This is a genomic window from Flavobacterium piscisymbiosum (assembly GCF_020905295.1).
In the GTDB taxonomy this organism is placed as follows: domain Bacteria; phylum Bacteroidota; class Bacteroidia; order Flavobacteriales; family Flavobacteriaceae; genus Flavobacterium; species Flavobacterium piscisymbiosum.
The window spans coordinates 6095467-6115543 of sequence record NZ_JAJJMM010000001.1 but is presented as its reverse complement, the minus strand read 5'-3'; the positions used below and the strand labels follow the sequence as shown (position 1 = coordinate 6115543).

Annotated in this window: 13 protein-coding genes; 7 read left to right on the top strand and 6 right to left on the bottom strand. The window is 34.3% G+C overall.

The window, feature by feature from the left end:
- The first annotated feature begins 97 nt into the window (after window positions 1-97).
- The 7 genes from LNP81_RS25720 (at window position 98) to LNP81_RS25690 (ending at window position 13403) form a co-directional block, all read left to right on the top strand.
- The gene (locus tag LNP81_RS25720; RefSeq protein ID WP_230040335.1) at window positions 98-3013 is read left to right on the top strand and encodes an FAD-binding and (Fe-S)-binding domain-containing protein; all 2916 of its coding nucleotides are present in this window, start codon (window positions 98-100) and stop codon (window positions 3011-3013) included.
- Between the two features lie 135 nt (window positions 3014-3148).
- Window positions 3149-3973, top strand: a complete 825-nt coding sequence (locus LNP81_RS25715) for an alpha/beta hydrolase (protein ID WP_230040333.1) — start codon at window positions 3149-3151, stop codon at window positions 3971-3973.
- A 549-nt stretch (window positions 3974-4522) separates the two neighbouring features.
- Window positions 4523-6358 carry an outer membrane protein assembly factor BamB family protein gene (locus LNP81_RS25710; RefSeq protein WP_230040331.1) on the top strand — a complete coding sequence of 612 codons (1836 nt, stop codon included), beginning with the start codon at window positions 4523-4525 and terminating at the stop codon, window positions 6356-6358.
- A gap of 372 nt (window positions 6359-6730) precedes the next feature.
- A complete protein-coding gene (locus tag LNP81_RS25705; protein ID WP_230040329.1) occupies window positions 6731-8203 on the top strand; it encodes a glycoside hydrolase family 10-like protein in 1473 nt (490 codons plus the stop codon).
- 20 nt (window positions 8204-8223) lie between these two features.
- The gene (locus tag LNP81_RS25700; RefSeq protein WP_230040327.1) at window positions 8224-10728 is read left to right on the top strand and encodes a beta-N-acetylhexosaminidase; all 2505 of its coding nucleotides are present in this window, start codon (window positions 8224-8226) and stop codon (window positions 10726-10728) included.
- Between the two features lie 4 nt (window positions 10729-10732).
- Complete coding sequence (locus tag LNP81_RS25695; protein ID WP_230040325.1) at window positions 10733-12037, top strand: serine hydrolase domain-containing protein; 1305 nt, start codon at window positions 10733-10735, stop codon at window positions 12035-12037.
- 217 nt (window positions 12038-12254) lie between these two features.
- A complete protein-coding gene (locus tag LNP81_RS25690) occupies window positions 12255-13403 on the top strand; it encodes an exo-beta-N-acetylmuramidase NamZ family protein (protein ID WP_230040323.1) in 1149 nt (382 codons plus the stop codon).
- Between the two features lie 308 nt (window positions 13404-13711).
- On the opposite strand, the gene LNP81_RS25685 is transcribed toward LNP81_RS25690, so the two are convergent.
- From LNP81_RS25685 to LNP81_RS25660, 6 genes are all read right to left on the bottom strand, one after another.
- On the bottom strand, window positions 13712-14902 hold the full coding sequence (locus tag LNP81_RS25685) for an IPT/TIG domain-containing protein (RefSeq protein WP_230040320.1): 1191 nt from the start codon (window positions 14900-14902) through the stop codon (window positions 13712-13714).
- A gap of 131 nt (window positions 14903-15033) precedes the next feature.
- Window positions 15034-16224 carry an IPT/TIG domain-containing protein gene (locus tag LNP81_RS25680; protein ID WP_230040318.1) on the bottom strand — a complete coding sequence of 397 codons (1191 nt, stop codon included), beginning with the start codon at window positions 16222-16224 and terminating at the stop codon, window positions 15034-15036.
- A 105-nt stretch (window positions 16225-16329) separates the two neighbouring features.
- Window positions 16330-17514, bottom strand: coding sequence for a DUF5977 domain-containing protein (locus tag LNP81_RS25675; RefSeq protein WP_230040316.1), 1185 nt, complete (start codon window positions 17512-17514; stop codon window positions 16330-16332).
- A 4-nt stretch (window positions 17515-17518) separates the two neighbouring features.
- A complete protein-coding gene (locus LNP81_RS25670; protein ID WP_230040314.1) occupies window positions 17519-18379 on the bottom strand; it encodes a DUF5977 domain-containing protein in 861 nt (286 codons plus the stop codon).
- A gap of 76 nt (window positions 18380-18455) precedes the next feature.
- A complete protein-coding gene (locus LNP81_RS25665) occupies window positions 18456-18824 on the bottom strand; it encodes a phage tail assembly chaperone (RefSeq protein ID WP_230040312.1) in 369 nt (122 codons plus the stop codon).
- 24 nt (window positions 18825-18848) lie between these two features.
- Complete coding sequence (locus LNP81_RS25660; RefSeq protein WP_230040310.1) at window positions 18849-19994, bottom strand: gp53-like domain-containing protein; 1146 nt, start codon at window positions 19992-19994, stop codon at window positions 18849-18851.
- Window positions 19995-20077 lie beyond the last annotated feature (83 nt).

Below are 20077 nucleotides of genomic sequence, written 5' to 3'. Positions count from 1 at the left end.
TGATAAACCTGACGGGTTTTCAAAACCCGTCAGGTTTAAATAACACAATCAAAATAAATTTTTCAAATTACCAACCAAAAGCAAACCAACCAATAAAATGTCCAGTCTTCTCCCATTACAGCAACTTTCAGATTCATTAGAGGGAACTCTTTTTTACGATGAGCTTTATAAGAAATTATATGCTACAGATGCTTCTGCGTATAGGATTATGCCTGAAGCAGTTGCAATTCCAAAATCAGTAGAAGATATTGCTAAGATTATTCGCTTTGCGGCAAAAAACAATATTTCGATAACACCCAGAACAGCCGGAACATCTTTGGCCGGACAAACGGTGGGAAACGGAATAATTGTAGATGTCTCTAAACATTTTACAAAAATTGTTGCTTTTGATGCCGAAAAGAAAACCATAACAGTGCAGCCCGGCGTAATTCGCGATGAGCTGAATTTGTATTTAAAACCACACGGTTTATTTTTTAGTCCAACTACCTCAACAACAAATCGATGTATGATTGGGGGAATGGTTGGGAATAATTCATCTGGAACAACTTCGATACGTTACGGCGTTACCCGCGATAAAATTGTAGAGATAAAAGCGGTTTTAAGTGACGGAAGTCTTGCGGTATTTAAAGATTTAACTTCGGAAGACTTTATCGAAAAGACAAAAGGAGATTCTTTAGAAAATAAAATTTATAAAACGATTTACGAGGAACTTTCGAACAAAGAAAATCAGGAAGAAATTAACAGGGAGTTTCCAAAACCTGAAATTCACAGACGAAATACAGGTTATGCCATTGATGCATTATTAAAATCAGAATTATTTTCGGGAACAGAAAATACAATCAATTTAGGGAAATTACTTTGCGGAAGCGAAGGGACTCTGGCATTTACTACAGAAATTACCTTAAAAGTAGACGATTTACCGCCAACAAACAACATTATGGTTGTGGCGCATTTTCATACCATTCAGGAAAGTTTAGAAGCTGTCGTTGTAGCAATGAAACATCATTTGTACACCTGCGAAATGATGGATGATACGATTTTAGATTGTACCAAAACCAATAGGGAACAATCTAAAAACCGATTTTTTATTGTGGGAGAACCAAAAGCGGTTATTATGCTTGAAGTAGGATCGCATATTAGCATGGAAGATGCCGAATTGCAAGCCGATGCTTTGATTAAAGATCTTGAAGCTAATAATTTTGGATATGCTTTGCCTAAAATTTACGGTGCTGATATTGATAAAGTAAATGAAGTTCGTAAAGCAGGTTTGGGACTTTTAGGAAGTATTGTTGGCGATGATAAAGCAGCCGATTCTATTGAAGATACAGCGGTTGAACTAAGTGATTTACCCAATTATATTGCCGATTTTGCTGCCATGATGGAAAGACATGGACAAAGCGCCATTTATTATGCACATGCCGGAGCCGGAGAACTGCATTTACGTCCGAAGATCAATTTAAAAACAAAAGAAGGATTACACCAGTTTAGAAATATATCAACGGAAGTCGCTCATTTGGTAAAAAAATACAAAGGTTCGTTAAGCGGTGAACATGGCGACGGAATTTTGCGAGGAGAGTTTCTGCCTTTTATGATTGGGGATAAAAATTATGAACTGCTAAAACGAATAAAAAAAGCATTTGATCCTGATACAATTTTAAACGTTGGAAAAATTGTAAATGCTTCTAAAATGGATGAAAATCTTCGATTTGAAGCAGGAAGAGTAGAACCGGATATAAAAACAATTCAGGATTTCTCAGACAGTATGGGAATTTTGCGTGCTGCCGAAAAATGCAATGGTTCAGGCGATTGCAGGAAATTGCCATCGGCAGGAGGAACTTTGTGTCCGAGTTACCGTGCCACACGAAACGAGAAAGATACCACTCGCGCCAGAGCCAATGCGTTGAGAGAATATCTAACGCATTCTGAAAAAGACAATAAATTCGATCATGAAGAATTGTACAAGGTATTCGAGCTCTGTGTAAGCTGTAAAGCCTGTGCCAGCGAATGCCCAAGTAATGTAGATGTGGCGACTTTAAAATCGGAGTTTTTGTACCAATATCAAAAAGCAAACGGATTTTCTGTTCGAAATAAAATCTTTGCTTTCAATTCAAAACTCAATAAATTAGGAAGCATTGCACCTTCTATGACCAATTTTGTTGCCAATTTACCTTTGGTTAAAAAAAGTATGGGAATCGCACCAAAAAGACAAGTGCCTTTATTAGCGCCGACAACTTTTAGAAAATGGTACGAAAAAAATAAAAAATCAGCTGTAAATAATACTTTCGAAAACGGAAAAGTCTATCTTTTCTGTGATGAATTTACAAATTATTATGATGTTTCGGTAGGGATTGATGCTTATGAATTACTAACCAAAATAGGTTACGAAGTACTTATAATAGATCACGAAGAAAGCGGAAGAGCTTTTATATCGAAAGGTTTTCTGGAAGAAGCGCAGGATATTGCCAATAAAAATGTGGCTATTTTCAAAGATTTAATTGCTGAAAATACGCCATTAATCGGAATAGAACCTTCGGCAATATTAACTTTTAGAGACGAATACATTCGATTGGCCTATGATAAAGAGGGCGCCGAAAAGTTATCGAAAAATACTTTTACGATCGAAGAATTCTTTAAAAGAGAAATAATAAACGGAAAAATCCATTCGGGACAATTTTCGGATACCGAGAAAACAATAAAAATTCACGGACATTGCCATCAAAAGTCATTAAGTACTATTGAAGCTTCGTTTGTCATGCTGAATTTGCCCAAAAACAGTTCGGTTACCATTTATAATTCAGGTTGTTGCGGTATGGCGGGTTCATTTGGTTACGAAAAAGAGCATTACGAAATTAGTATGCAAATGGGCGAGGATACGCTGTTTCCAAAAATTCGTACAACCGAAGCCACAACAGCAATTGCTGCTGCAGGAACAAGTTGCCGCCATCAGATTTTTGACGGCACGAATAGAAAAGCAATGCATCCGGTCACTATTTTAAGAGATTGTTTAAGATGATTTTACGAATTTTAAATGAAGCTTAATTTTCTTTTTACCATTAAGAGATTAACTAATTTAAGGCTTTATGAACTTAATATCTTAATGGTAAAAAAAAAGATACTTATTTTGACATAATAATTAAAACAAGATTTTATGAAAAAAGCAATCTGCACCCTATTTCTGATGTTCGTATTTTTTTCTGTGAAAGCAGCTAAAATAGATACGCTTCAGGTTTTTAGTCCTTCGATGAATAAGAACATAAAAACCTGCGTGATAACGCCTGATGATTATAAAAAAAGCAATAAAAAATTTCCGGTTGTTTATTTGCTTCATGGTTACAGCGGCAATTATGCCAGTTGGGCAAAAGACTTTAAAGATGTTGGGAAACAGGTCGATCAATATGGTTTTATAGTAATTGGTGTCGATGGTAATTTTTCAAGCTGGTATTTTGATAGTCCGATAGATCCAACTTTTAAGTACGAAACTTATGTAATAAAGGAATTAGTTCCTTTTGTAGATAAAAATTACAAAACCATTGCAAGTCGCGAAGGCAGAGCAATATCCGGTCTTAGCATGGGCGGACACGGCGCTTTGTATTTATCATTTAGACATCAGGATGTATTTGGAGCAGCAGGAAGTATGAGTGGTGGAGTCGATATTCGTCCGTTTCCTGAAAACTGGGATATCAAAAAACGCCTTGGAACACTAAAAGAATTTCCTGAAAATTGGGAGAAAAATACCGTTACCAATATGCTTGAACTGGTAAAAGACAACAAACTAAAACTGATTATCGATTGCGGTGTAGATGATTTTTTTATGGATGTAAACCGCGAACTGCATAATAAAATGCTGGCCCTAAAAATAAATCACGATTATATAGAACGTCCAGGAAAACACAATATTGAATATTGGGAGAATTCCTTAAAATTTCAATTGTTATTTTTTGATAATTTTTTCAAAGAAAATAAATTGAAATAAGAAATTATGTTTTGCAATTCACACATTAGCAATACATAAAAATTGGTTTGGTTACCTATCCTAACAGGTTTTTTAAACCTGTTAGGTATTTTTTCGCCACAGATTAAAAAGTTTTTTTTCGCCACAATTCGAGTGACAACGAACAGTCGAAGCAATTTCACAAATTTACACGAATTAAATCTGCCGAATCTGCCAAATCTGCGAGAGAAAAGGTTAGCCACAAATTAGAAGGATTAAAAATGATTTTTTTGCCACGAATTTCACAAATTTTCACAAATAAATCTGCTGAATCTGCGTGAAAAAAAGAACACAATATATATTGTAGAGACGCACAGCAGTGCTTCTAACATTCCTGATAGCTATCGGGATAAAAGATTAAAATGATTTTTTTACCGCAAATTTCACAAATTTCACAAATTGAATCTGTGTGAGAAAAAAAAATAGATTAAAAGAAAGCTTTGCGAACATCGCGTAAAACCTTGGCGTTCTTTGCGGTTAATCTAGCACCATCATAGTAGAATTTGTTTCAAAATAAATTAAAACAAACCCATGAAATATCTATTTTCCAGAATACTATTGATTTTTATAATAACATCTGGTTTTTCTCAAAACGCAGAAAAATCAGGAATTATAAAATTCGTGCAACTTACAGATTTACATGTTTCACCGGGAAATGAAAATGACTTTTTGCTGCAGAATATTATAAAAGAAATCAATACATCTGATAATGAATTTGTGGTGGTAACCGGCGACTTAACCAATCGCGGCGCCGATGATGAACTTAAAAATGTTCATTCGATTCTTTCGAATTTAAAAATCCCTTATTACGTTATTTCCGGAAATCACGAAACCAACTGGAGCGAAAGTGCCGGTTTAACCTATAAAAAAATATGGGGCAACGATCGGTTTGTATTTTCGAAAGGAGAATATCTTTTTATAGGGTTTCCGTGTGGTCCTTATATGAAAATGGGAGATGGTTTCGTAAAACACGAAGATGTGCTTTGGCTGGATAAAACCCTAAAAGAAAGCCTTAAAAACAACAATAAAAAAGTGCTGAATTTTGCGCATTACCCATTAGATAATAGCGTAAGTAATTATAAAGAAGTGCTTCAGGTTTTAGAAAAATATCCTACTGTCGCCAGTTTTTGTGGTCATGGACATACTTTAAAAAAATATGATTTCTCCGGTTTAAGCGGAATTATGGGCGCATCGATTACCTCGCGTGATGGTAAAACCAAAAGTTACAACGAAGTAATTATCAGTAAAGACAGTATTCGTATTTATCAGAAACAAATTGATCAACCAGGCGTTTTTAAATTTTCGGTTCCGTCGACACCTTCAAAAATTAAAATTCCAAAAGATTCAGGGACAGACATTTTTCCTTTTGTAAAAGATATTGCTTCTATTTATAGTGTTCCTTCTTTTGATAAAAAAAGCCTTTTTTTTGCGAATTCTATTGGTGAGATACAATCGGTTAATTTGAAAAATAAAGTACTTAACTGGAAAAAAGAAACCGGAAATGCCATTTATTTTTCTCCAACAGTGGTAAAAAACAACCTCATTATTGGTACAATCGAAGGAAATATACTGGGATTTGATACAGAATCCGGTAATCAAAAATGGAATATTCCTGTTGGAGGTGTTTTGGTAGGTTCGCCAATTGTCGAAAATAATAAACTTTATACTGCAAGTTCTAATGCATTTATTTGTATCGATGCCGTTAGCGGAAAAGTGATCTGGCAAAATAAATTACCTGAGTCTTATTCACAAGGAACTCCTTTGATACATGGCGATAAAATTATTTTTGGCGCATGGGATACCAATGTTTATTGTTTGAATAAAAATACGGGAACACTCATTTGGAAATGGAATAATGGTAATAATAAACAAGTCTTATATTCAGCCGGAAACGTGAATATGGCGGCATCAAAAAACCGACTTTATCTGGTTACTCCTGAACGTTTTCTGACGATTGTAGAAATAGAAACCGGTAAAACGCTTTTAAGAACTTCGAAATGGAAAGTAAGGGAATCGATGGGAAAAAGTCAGGACGGAAAATGGTTTTATGCCAAAACAATGGAAGGTGAACTTTTAAGATTACCACTTAATGATGAACTGGAACTGACGGAAGAAAATTTAGTGAACCAAAGCAAAGTTTTAGATCTTAAACTAGGATACGAACACAATCCTGCAGGAATATTAGAAAATAAAAAGAAAATATATACAGGCAGCCGAAAAGGTGAAGTTGTTGTGGTGGATGCTGAAAAATTTGAAATTATAAAACAAATCAATTTAGGAAGCTCCAGTGTAAATGGCTTCTCGGTTGACGATCAGGGAAAAGTTTGGACATCGCTTATAGAAGGCGGTATTTATTTATTAGAGTAGTTATGTTGTTAGTTATCCTGACAGGTTTTAAAAACCTGTTAGGTATTTTTCTTAGCCACAGATTGGGAGGATTAAAATGATTTTTTCACCACGAATTGCACGAATTTCCACGAATTGAATCTGCTAAATCTGCGAGAGAAAAAAGTTAGCCACTGATTAACAGAGTAGAAAGTTTTTTTCGCCACAAATTGCACAAATTTCCGCGAATTGAATCTGCTAAATCTGCCGAATCTGCGAGAGAAAAAAAACTTCGGGAATTACTGAGATAAAGAATTAAAAAGATGGAATAGCATAGCGAACATTGCGTAAAACCCTTGCGAACATTGCGGTTAAATCTTCTGACATTATATTAACTAACCAAAAATAATATTTATGAAAAGTTTAAAAATAATATTTCTAGTAGTATTGTTTCAAACCAATATTTTTAGCCAGCAACCAGCAAAAAGAGAAATGCGTGCGGCGTGGATATCTACGGTAGACAATATCGACTGGCCGTCGAAACCTGGCTTGTCAGACAAGGAAATGAAGACCGAAATGATTACGATTTTGGATAATTTACGATCTTATAATCTGAATACCGTCGTTTTTCAAATTCGTCCTACGGCCGATGCTTATTACAAATCGACCAAAGAACCTGCATCGCACTGGATTACAGGAAAACAGGGAGTTGCCCCGGGTTTTGATCCATTGCAATTAATGATTGATGAAGCCGGAAAACGCGGAATGAGTGTTCACGTTTGGCTTAATCCGTATCGTGTGCAAAAAGATACGACGAACGAAGTGCTTTCAAAAAATCATTTGTTTTTTAAGAAACCGGAACTGTTTCTTACTTACGGAAAAACAAGATATTTTAATCCGGGATATAAAGAAACCAGAGATTTTGTAGCTTCTGTAGTGGGCGAAATAGTCCGTAATTATAATATTCAGGCCATTCATATGGATGATTATTTTTATCCTTATAAAATTGCAGGACAGGAATTTCCTGATCAGGCGGCTTTCGCCAAAGAGCCTCGCCAGTTTAAAGACAAAGACGATTGGAGAAGAGATAATGTCGATTTGATCATCAAGCAAATACGAGATACCATCATTACGAATAAACCAGATGTCGAATTTGGAATTTCACCTTTTGGAGTATGGCGAAATATTGCCAAAGATTCGCAAGGTTCGAATACTGTGGCCGGAGCAACAAATTATGATGATTTGTATGCCAATATTTTGAAATGGCAAAAAGAAAACTGGATCGATTATGTTACGCCACAATTGTACTGGCACATTGGTTTTGATAGGGCTAATTTTGAAGTTTTGGCAAAATGGTGGGCAGCGCACAAATATGGAGCCAATGTTTATATAGGTCATGGAGTTTATAAGCTTTCGAAAACGGCAAAAGAAGTAGAGTGGAGAAGTCCGGATCAGATTGTGAAACAGATAGAAATGATTCGTACAATGCCTATGATTGATGGTTCGATGCATTTTACAGCAACCAATTTTCTGAAAAAAGGAGATACGCTGAGAAAACCTCTTATGGAAAAACAATATAAATACATCGCCCTAACGCCCGAAGCCAACAGAATTACAAGAGTAAAACCTCAACCACCGGTAAATGCTTCGATTGCTCAAAAAGGCGGCACCGCAGTTCTGACATGGAAAGCTGGGGTAAACAATCAAAAATATGTGATTTACAGATTTCCTAAATCAAAAATAACCGATTTCTCTAATCCGGAGAACATTTATTATGTAACAACAGCAACAAAATTAGAGGTTCCGAACGCTAATTTGCAGCAATATACCTACGCTATTACCGCTTTGAGTAATACACAAACGGAGAGCAGTCCGATACAATTTTAATAAAACAAAAGTTTAAAAAGATGAAAAAAAGTATTTTACTAATCGCCATTTTCCTGAGTTCGCTGAATACGATACAGGCTCAGCAACTGGATATAATCCCGAGGCCTGTAAAAATAGAACAAAAAGATAAAGCTTTTATAATTCCTTCAACGCCGAAGATTATTATTGACAAAAAGATAGAAAAAAGTATTCTTTACATTGCAAGTGATTTTTTTAAAATTACAGGAATTACGGCATCGGTTGTTAACGGAAATAAACAGGAAAAAAATACAATAGCACTTTTGGTCGATGAAAAAATGAGTCTTCCAAATGATGGGTATCAATTGACTGTTAATAAAAAAGGAGTTTTGGTAAAAGGAAAAACTCCAAACGGAGTCCTGAATGGTTTTCAGACTTTACTACAAATCTGCTCTGCAAAAGATGTGAAAAAAGGAACAATTCCGTTTGTAAAAATCGAAGATTATCCTCGTTTTGACTGGCGCGGAATGATGCTGGATTGTTCGAGACAATTTTTTGATAAACAAACGGTTGAAAATTATATCGATTGGCTGGCAGCGCATAAAATGAATGTTTTTCACTGGCACCTTACTGATGATAATGGTTGGAGAGCCGAAATAAAATCAATGCCGGATCTGACTGCAAAAGGAGCTTGGAGAGGACCGGGAGAAGTGTTATTGCCATCGTACGGTTCTGGAAACAAACGTTATGGCGGTTTTTACACTCAGCAAGATATGAAAGAAGTGGTTGCGTATGCATCTGCCAGAGGGATTGCTGTAATGCCCGAAATTGAAATTCCGGGACATTCGCGTGCGGTAACAGCAGCATATCCCGAGATTGGTTGTGCTATAACGCAGGAACTTAAAAGTGTTCAGGGTGAAGTAAAAAATGTTTGGTGTGTGGGACGTGAAGAAAACTACCAAATTTTAGATTCGATTATTAGAGAAGTTTCGGGAATTTTTCCTTTTGAATATATTCATATTGCAGGAGACGAAGTCAATCGTGCCAACTGGGAGCATTGTCCTAAATGCCAGGCTTTGATGGCAAAAGAAGGATTTACAGATAGTTTTCAGCTTCAGAATTATTTTTTTAGAAGAGTTCAAACCATTGTGGATAAATATCATAAAAAAACAAATGGCTGGAATGAAATTTTAAAAGGCGGAGAAATAAATCTAAACACTTTAATTAGTGCCTGGCAGGGAATAAGCTACGGAATTGAATCGGCTAAAAAAGGACATGAAACCATTATGATGCCGGGACAATATACTTATTTTGATATGGCACAATCTGAAAATGAACGCGGGCATCGCTGGGCAGCCATTACAGATACCAAAAGAGCATATTCGTTTGAGCCAATTCCGGAGAATGAGTTAACACCTGAACAGCAAAAACTGATCAAAGGAGTTCAGGGCGCTTTATGGAGCGAATATCTGGATCGTCCGACAAGAATTATGGAGTACCAAAGTTACCCTAGAATTGCTGCTTTGTCAGAAATTGGATGGACTAAAAAAGAGGATAAAAATTGGGATGATTTTTACGGAAGATTAACTCACAGTCATTTAGAGCGTTTGGCGAATATGGGAATTGCTTTTAGGGATTTTCCGCCAACGGCAATTTACAAAAGCGGAATTATCACCGTGACTCCGCCTTATGAAGGAGCCGTTGTACGTTATGATGCGCAAGGAAATGAACCTACAAGACAATCGCCTTCGTATACCAATCCAATTAAAACCAAAGAATACGAGCAATATATGTTCCGTACTTTTTTTAATGAAGAGATTGCAAGTCCTGCTGTAAAAGTCGAAAAACTGCCGGTTGCCAACTGGAATACTTCTAAAATTGAAGTGGTAAACATTTCGGAGAATATTTCTGAAAATGTAGACAAAAAAGGAATTTGGTACCTCACTTTTGATCCAACAACTGATGCAAGTGCGAATGGAAGTATCAGATCTGTTTCACTTTTTGAAAATGATCAATTGATACAAACTTATGCAGAAGAAAAAACACTGAAATCAAAACCTCGTTTGCGATTTGTGATCGAAAATTACAATGAAAAAAATACATACCGTTTGGATTTTGTGGTGGATAATAAAGAAGCTAGAGAATCTTCGGCGAAGGTAAATTTTAATTGCTCTCCTTATTTAGAACCAGAAGTAAAAGTCACGTCATCGATGGCGGAGAATCCTAAATTTCCAATTTCAAAATTAGAAGATTATAACATAGAAACGTATTTACGTACCGATGTTGCCTGCGCAAATGGCGACTGGATTTTATACACTTTTACCAATCCTATTGTTTCCTCAAAAATTGATGTATTAACAGGGATTCCGCATCACCCGAGATTTATTGTCAATGATGGTCATGTCGAATATTCATACAACGGTGTCGACTTTGAAAAAGGAGATAGTTTTGATTACGGAAATGCATCCATTTATCCAAAACAGCCTGTAAAAGCAGTTAAGATTATGATAACGGCCACAAACAACGAACCTTTGATGGCGGCTCAGGATTTAAGAATTAATCCATAAACCAATGAAAAAAACAGGAGTTAGAATCGTACTTGTCTTTTTGATCTTTTTAGGGATAAGTTGCCAGTCGCTTAAAAAATCGAAAAAGTCTTTTGATACAAAGCAAAATGAAGTTTTCATCGATTCGATGATGAATAATGCCTTAGGAAAAGGATTTTTTCCGGGAGCACAAATTATTGTGGGCAGTAAAGATTCTGTTTTTATCTTGAAAAATTATGGTTATCATGATTACTCAAAAAAAGGATTAGTAAAAACAGATGATGTGTACGATTTGGCTTCTATGTCTAAGGTTTTGGGCGCAACACTTGTAACCATGCGTTTGGTGGGCGAGGATAAAATAAATGTAGACGATAAATTGGGCGAAATTGTTCCTTTCTATAAAAACACGGCTATTGCTGATTTGACTGTTTTTGAATTATTAACGCACACATCGGGATTAACGCCAAGTATTACTTTTTACCAAAGTTTGCTTTCTACGCCTGACGGATCGCCTTTGTTAAGCAATCAGCAATCTGAGAATTATCCGGATTTGTTTGATACGATGTATGTAAATAAAAATATTGTTTACGATTCAAACTACCTTTCTTTCGAACCTAAAGATCATTACGTTCAGGTTTATAAAAATATGTGGATCAATCCTGAATTTTATAAAACAGTTTACGGGAAAATTGCTGTTGCCAATATACATGAACGTGGTAAATATTTGTATAGCGATCTCAATTTGCTTTTGGTACAACAAATCATAGAGACAAAAACAGGGCAGAAACTCGATCAATTGGCTAAAGGAATTTATAGTGAATTGGGGATTTCGAAAATTGGATACAATCCGCTAAAATGGACTTCGGAGGAAAATGTAATGCCAACTGAAATTGATCATTTTTTCAGAAAAGATACGATCAAAGGTTATGTGCACGATGAAGCAGCGGCTATTTTGGGAGGAGTTTCAGGAAATGCAGGTTTATTTGCCAATGCACAATCGATCTCGGTGATTTGCCAGATGCTTTTGAATAATGGCAAGTATCACGGAAAACAAATTCTAAAGTCGAAAGTGGTAAAAGAGTTTACAAAATCGCCTCTGGTAAAAAAAGGAATCTACCGCGGACTCGGTTTTGATAAACGTAAACCGGATGAATTTTACAAAAAAAATGATTTTGGACATACTGGTTTTACAGGAACTTTTTTCTTTATGAATCCTGATAATAACAGGTTTTTAATCATTCTGACCAATCGCGTAAATCCAACGAGAACAAACAGATTAATGTATAAAGATGATTTTACTGCCAAAATTTGGAGGCAAGTTAATGAGTAATTTTTTTTCGCAACGAATTACACTAATTTCCACGAATTAAATTTGATAAATCGTCATGCGAAATTTAGCCATTCCCAATAGCTATCGGGATAAAGGATTAACATGATTTTTGTTTCACGCAGATTTAAACAGATAAACACAGATTAAAAATTAAATCTGCCCTAATCTGTAGAATCTGCGTGAAAAATTAATGCCAAATAAAAAAACAATAAACCTTATGAAAAGACTAACTATACTATGCGTACTAATTACAACAGTATCTTTTGCGCAAAAAATAAAAACAGGAGCAGAAAATTATACTGCTTATTTGCCTTTATTAAAAGGAAAAACAATTGGTATTGTCACCAATCAAACCGGAATTATCGATTCGAAAACTCATTTGGTTGATTTTTTGGTTCAGAAAAACATCAAAATCAAAACTATTTTTGCGCCTGAACATGGCTTTCGTGGTACAGCCGATGCCGGCGAACATGTATCTGATGAAATCGATTCGAAAACAGGTTTATCCATAACTTCCCTGTATGGTAAAAACAATAAACCAAGTGCCGAACAATTGAAAGGTATTGATATCATGGTTTTTGATTTGCAGGATGTGGGAACGCGTTTGTATACCTACGTTTCAACGATGCATAGAATAATGGAATCTTGTGCTGAAAATAATATTCCGCTGATTGTATTAGATCGTCCAAATCCTAATATTGCGATTGTAGACGGTCCGGTTTTGGATATTGCTTTTAAAAGCGGAATAGGAATGCATCCAACGCCTTTGCTTCACGGAATGACTTTGGGGGAAGAAGCCAAAATGATCAATGATCAAAAATGGCTGAAAGATGGGATTCAATGTAATTTGACCGTTATTCCGTGTTTGAATTATAACAGAAACATGACGTATAGTCTGCCGGTTCGTCCTTCACCAAATTTACCAAACGACCAATCGATTAATTTATATGTGAGTTTGTGTCTTTTTGAAGGAACAAATGTAAGTATGGGACGCGGAACGGAAAAGCAATTTCAGATTTACGGTTCGCCTTATTTACCAAAAAGCGATTTTGCCTTTACGCCAAAACCCAATTTTGGAGACAAAGACCCTTTGTATAATGGTGTAGAATGTAATGGAGAGGATTTATCGGCAGTACCGAGAATTAATAAACTCGAAATTAAATGGCTGATTAAAGCCTACCAAACTACGGAAGATAAATCGAAATTTTTTGATAAAAGAAAATTCTCTATTCGGGCAGGAAATGAAAAACTGCAACAGCAAATCGAAGCAGGAATTTCGGAACAGGAAATAAGAAACAGCTGGAAAGAAGGTTTGCAGGAGTTTAAAAAAATGAGAAAGCAGTATTTGATTTATAGAGAGAAATAGGGTTTGGATATTTTAATAAAATAAAATACAAAAGGGAATAGTGATATACTATTCCCTTTTTTTAATGGAGTGGGATATAATGAGTTATTTATAATTCGAATTTAGATATTAGTTCGATATTTTTAAGTTATGTACTTCAACTTTAAAAGCTTTAGTAAACTTTCTTTTGATACCTTTCATTTTGTAGTCGGGTTCTTTTGTATATAGAAATGACAAACAATCAAAACTAATATAAGCTAAAGTATTTCCCAGTGTTTTAAATTTTTCTAAATAATAATCTACAACAATTTATGCGCTCATGATATTTTTTAAGTAGCTAATTCTATATAATTAATTTCAGCAAAATCATAAAACTTAGGCTGTAATACAAGTTTCAGGTTCGTTGTGGGGAAATTTGCGAAGGTGTAAATCAAAGTATTATCCATGTATAAAAACATAACTCCGCCAACAAATTTTAAGCGCATTGTATTTAAAGGCGCAATAGTTGGAAAAAAACCTCCAAGATTAAACAAATTTAGTGTTCCAGTTGAAACTAAAAAGACATTTGTATTATTAACACCACTTCCTACACTATGATAGAATTGCGCATTTAAAAAAGGTGTTCCATCTGTTGCTTTGATTAATTTTAAAGTAAAATCCCCGTAATCATCACCGCCAATATAATTTCCTAGCGGAGATCTTTTAGGTGTCATTCTAATTTCAAAAGGTTTTGAAATATTGAATACTTTATTCCAATCAGCTCTTCCTGGTGAACCGTGATTAATTAATTTAACCGAACCATTTTCATTAACATCTACCAAACTCGTATTCTCCCATTCATTAGCTGTCGGGGTATAAACTGTTCCTAAAACAATTAGTAAAGTTTTTGGAAATGTCGCAGAAATACCATTATTTAAAGTTACATTAAAGCTACCTTCAGCACGTCCCGTTGTTACATTCACATTTACTTCGTTATCACTTTTGAACTCTAGATAATTAACAGTTTGATCTTGAATTACGACTGTCATAGTTGGAGTGAAAAATGAGCCTTTTAAAATAATGTTTCCGGTTGTATTTGGTAAAAAACTATAAGGTAGGATTTCAGTAAGATATGGTGCTGGATAAGTAGATGTAGGTAAAGAGTATAATTTTAAATTACCACTTGCATCCGTACTTAAAACTTTATTTGTGGATAATTGTCCATCATTTCGTGTTGATGGATAACTTCCAAGTTTTAAATTAGAGTTATTAAGATCAGGAATAGAATTTGCTAAATCTTGTGTTGTACCTTGAAAACCACCTTTATCTATTTTGTTATTTACTAAATCTTTTAGAATTTTTCCCTGTCTCGCATCAAGAACTTTACCTTCCTGATCATAATCTAATGCATTGTAACTATCAATCCTGATATTGTTGATATCCGTAAAATTTAATTGTCCTTCAGTATCTGTTGTTAAAATTTTATTGGGCTGATTTTTTTCTAAATCAGCCACTTTAATTCGGTTATAATTTGTACCCATTTTTATTTTTTTTTAAAGATTTTTTTACAAAGCCTTTTCATGAGATTTGTAATTAAATGCAATCATGAAATCTATTTGTAAAAACAGTGATATTATTTTGAGAATTTACATTAAAAAATAAATATTTGTTTTTAAAAAAGCTCAACATATTTAATGCTTTTTATATCCTGCCTTCTTATAAAAAATTTGATATACATATCCGTTAGTTCAACATATGGAGGCGTAAATAGCAAAGTGCTATTTTTGTATAGTGTAATAACTCCATTTATTTTTCTGAAACTAAAATTAATTAATGTGCCAGATGCTAGAGTACCTGAATCAACATAATTGGAAGTGTTAAGTGTAGTTCCGGACTGAAGAAGGAAATTGGTATAGGTCGTTGTAAGTTGAAAAAATGAGAATCTATAAACTTCTACATTATCTGATATTCGATAGATAGACATAAATTGCTGATGACCGTCAAAACCACTTGTGCCGAAAGGAGAATGCATTAAAGAAAAATTAAAATGAAAATTCTTTAAAGAGTTTAATTTTAATTTTGTAGGATCTAAAATAGATGTACCTAAAACATTGTATTGAGAAACGTTTATTTCTCCGTTAATTGTTAAATCTATAGGTTGTGTAATATCTTTGTAGTCAGTTGATTTAGGAGAAAAAGTATCGCCATATATAATTAAGAAAGAATTAGGAAAGGTCGCAATCAATCCATTATTCAAAATAATAGAGAAATTGCCTTCTAAATTTCCTGATGTGACATTAACTAGGATTTCATTATCACTTTTAAAAGTAATATAATTAACTGTTTGATTTTCAATGGCAACATTCGTGTTTGGAGTGAAAAACGAGCCTTTTAAAATAATGTTTGCAGTTGTATTTGGTAAAAAATTATTAGGTAAAATTTCAGTAATATATGGCGCAGGATAAGTAATAGATGTAGGTAACGAACATAATTTCAAATTACCTTCTGCATCAGTTGTTAGAACTTTATTTGTGGATAATTGTCCATCATTTCGCGTTGATGGATAATTTCCAAGTTTTAAATTAGAACTATTAAGGTCAGGAATAGAATTTGCTAAATCTTGCGCTGTACCTTGAAAACCACCTTTATCTGTTTTGTTATTAACTAAATCTTTTAGAATTTTTCCCTGCCTCGCATCAAGAGCTTTACCTTCCTGTTCATAATCTAAAGCATTGTAACTATCAACCTTGATATTTTTTGTGGCTATAAATTCTAATTCGCCTTTTGAATTTGTAGCTAAAATTTTGTCTCGCTCATCTGTTTCTAAGTCAGATACTTTTATTCTGTTGTGATTTGTGTTCATTTTTGTGGTATTTAATTTCTAGTGCTAAATGGGATTTTTTAAAATTTTATTTGGCTGATTTATTTCTAAATCAGCCAATTTTATTCTATTATGAAATTGTCTTTATTAAAATTGACATTCTAAATATATCTGGCCAGTTTCGGCAGTTATTGATAATAAAGGTCTGCTATTTGAAACAGGTATAGATGAGTCTTTATCACCATTAGAAATTAGGAAAAAGTTATAGGCTTGACCTGAAACGAGTAAATCTAATTGAGAACTAGTTAAATTTATTTCGTTATAAGCTGTAGAATTTATAGGAACAGAAATACTATTAATAAAGGTACTATTGTCCCAGTCATTCCAATCAGCAGGTTGAAATTCTTGATTAAGTGGAATCTGAATATTGGATCCAAATAGATTAAAAGTCAACGCATTGCCAACTGTGTTTTCTGCAAACTTAAATTTTATTTTAGCAGATTTTGGCTTGATAGTAATTGACGAAGTATCAATAACACCTCTATATCTATTTAGAGAATATAATAAACTATCTGCACTTACAGCTGCACCAATAAACGTATTATCGATATGTTGTAAATCTGCAGAAGAGGCATCTCTACATTCGCTCCATGATCTGGCTTTATTTTCAAAAATTACCGATTTTACTGCATTTAGAGATAGAAGAGAAGATAGCGTCGTACTGGTTAAAATATTACTATTGCTTGAATTTCCTGTAGCATCCTTTGCTTTTATATAAAAATTGTATGTCGTAGATGGAGACAAACTGCTGACAGAATAAGTATATACATCAGATAAAGTTGAACTTAGTAAAACTCCATTTTTGTATATATCGTAGCCTGCAATTGTTCCATTGTCTGTTGCTGGAGTCCATGATAATATCAATGAATTTGAAGTAATCGAAGACACACTTAAAAAAGGACTTGTAGGAGGAGTTGAATCAGCAATGCAGGTTCCCGCATTATTCGCATAAATTTGAGCATTATTTTCCAGCCAGGCAAGTGCTTGATTATTTGCATCAGTTATACTGTCATAGGATACAAATTGATTTGCATAAGCAATAAGTTCAACTTCAGTACCTGTTTCTCCCGGGGAACAATTATTTTTTGTAACGGTTTTAGTTTGTTGGCTATTGTAATGTCGAGTGACAGGTGGGCAGGTCGTAATATCTAAAATAGGGGCAATATAATCTGGATCTGATGTTACATTTGGTTTTGTTTCTTCTGTGGAGGTATTGTCATCTGTATAGTATTTTTCTAAAAAAGCAAAAGACTTATATCCTGTGTTTTCCATGTTTTTAATAATTTATTACAACCTTTGCAGTTGATTGGTTATTAGAATAATTAATGTATCCAATGTGAGTAACTTGGTCTATTGAAAGCTGTTTACCCTGTATTGAAATGTTTTTTGAAAAGTTTAATTGCTGAACCTGATCACCGTCATTATTTATGATGTCTTTACCCTCTTTTGTCATTGTACCGCCAAGGAAAGTGGTAATTTCTACATCAATATTTCCACTAGCCTTAGAAACCCACCAAACTCCGGCCATTCTAATTTGAACATCATTGAGATTAGAATAAACTTCTTTTACTTTTTTGAAATTAATCAGACAAGTTTCGGTACCTGTTACATCCTGAATGTCACCGCCCCACATAATGTAAGAATCCTGTGCAATTGCGCTAGTCGGAATTTCATTTCCGAGTCCAAATCCTACCCATTTTTTATCTAAAGTGCTAATGCCTGTATTTACGAAACCAGTAAAAGTATCTAAATCAACACCGGCGCCAGGAGCCCACTTGTATTTTATTACCATATAATCAAAAGGTAATAAAGTTGTAGGCGGCTCTAAAACACATGAAGGGTTTGCTCCACGCCATGCTGTAGGTCTAATACCGCAGGTTCCGGTATTATTAGCATAGGCCTGAGCATTTGCATTAAGCCATGATTCGGCTTGCTCATTTGCTTCACTAGCACTTACTGTTGATACAAATTTATTGGCATTTGCAGTTAAAGTAACTGGGTTTCCAGTTGTTCCTTTAACGCAGTCATTCTTTTTAAGTGTTAAGGTTTTTTCTGTATTATAATAAACCTGTAAGCCTTCTACCGGAGTATAATGGTCTAAATATTCAAAAGGTTTAAATGTTGTGTTTTCTTCCATACATTATGTTTTTATGAAGTAATAATGTTGTTTTTTTGTTTTTAAAACCATCAGAGAATCATTGAGTTTTTTTCGATTACAGTGGCTTTACAGGCCAGACAATAGAAGATAGATCATCCAGATCAGTTAAATCTCTTAGTGCCTGTCTATAGGTTTTCCATTCTGATTTTTTTTCATCAGAAAGAGGAGAATCTCCCGCTTGTGTCCAGTCACTTTCAGCTAACAATATGTTTCTGGTGACTCTTAAATTTTCCAGAATATCATCCTGACTCTTAACGAATGCAGAATAAGCATGTTTACCATTAATTACTTTGTAGTTTTTTGATAAGGCTTGCTGCCATTCTTCTTCAGATAATTCAATATTGGGCTGTGGGATATTTTCATGAATTCCTTCAACATAAAATCCTGTGTATTCTCCGTTTTCGCTGTATGTTCCTTTATACATTTTTTTTATTTTTAAGTTTTTTTATTAATAACCAATTGCAAACATGTATCCGGTACTACCATCAATAATTGCATTGTATGAGGTACCTGTAACATTAAAAACATGATTAAAACCTTTATTTCCTGAGGAACTTCTATGTGTAGAGAGAACTATACTGCCTACTCTTTTAGGCCAGGCAATAGGAAAAGTATAATTGCTAGAACCATTAATTAAATAATCCCATTGTAATATTAAACCATTACTAAATTTTTGATATCCACCAGTCAGTGGTATACCAAAAGGGGAATGTCCGGCATCATAATCAGAACTTGTAGAATTAGAAACAGAACCATCAGCCATTAAATACTGGTTAGAAGCGCCGCCAGTTTTAATAAAGCCTTTACTTTCAATAGTTTCTGTAAAAGTTTTATTTCCTGCAATGCTTTGTTTTGTGGTTAAGTCAACATATTTTGTATTCAATTCCGGATCCGTTAATGAAATTGAACTTTGAAACCAATAGTCGACTTCGATGTTACGGCCGCTTATGGGTGCAGAAAATGTAATAACGGCACTGTCTTCGGCTATAGAATAATCTTTACCTTCTCGAAGCAGCTGGCCATTTTTGTATATTTTCACACTGTATTTAAGAGGTGTCTCTTTTAGTGTAATAGTATCATCATTAAAAGTGTCGGCGCTAAAGTTTTCTTTGTAAGGGATCGATGCTTTACCAAAGATGGAATCAGAATTGTCAGATGTTGGATTGATATTTTTAAACCAATAGTTTACCTCAATATTTCGGCTCGTAATCCCTTCACTAAAAATGATTATTCCAGTTTCTGAATTTAGTTGGTAATCTTCATTTTCTTCTAATAACTGTCCGTTTTTGAATACCTTAACACTGTTTTCAACAGGGGAAAATTCTAATTCTATTGTTGTGCCTGTAAAATCGTCCTCATATTGTTTGTATGGAGAATAACAGTTTCCGGAAAGAATTCCTGAATTTTGAAAAATGCTTTTTAAAAGTGCCGGAGTAATATAATGCTCATTGTCTGTACCGGTTTCCACCATTTGAAAATCGGCTTTATCGTCATCTCTATGAACGAAATTGTCAAAAATTTCGACGAAGTCAACGTGTGACGGAATATCTCCATCTTTGAATTTGTTGTGAAAGTCATTTCTGCTTGTTGCCATGTTGTTTAATTTTATTTCTTGCTATAAATTTTTGTTTGATGAGGCTGAATAAAACACCAATGAGTTTAATCATTGGTATTTGC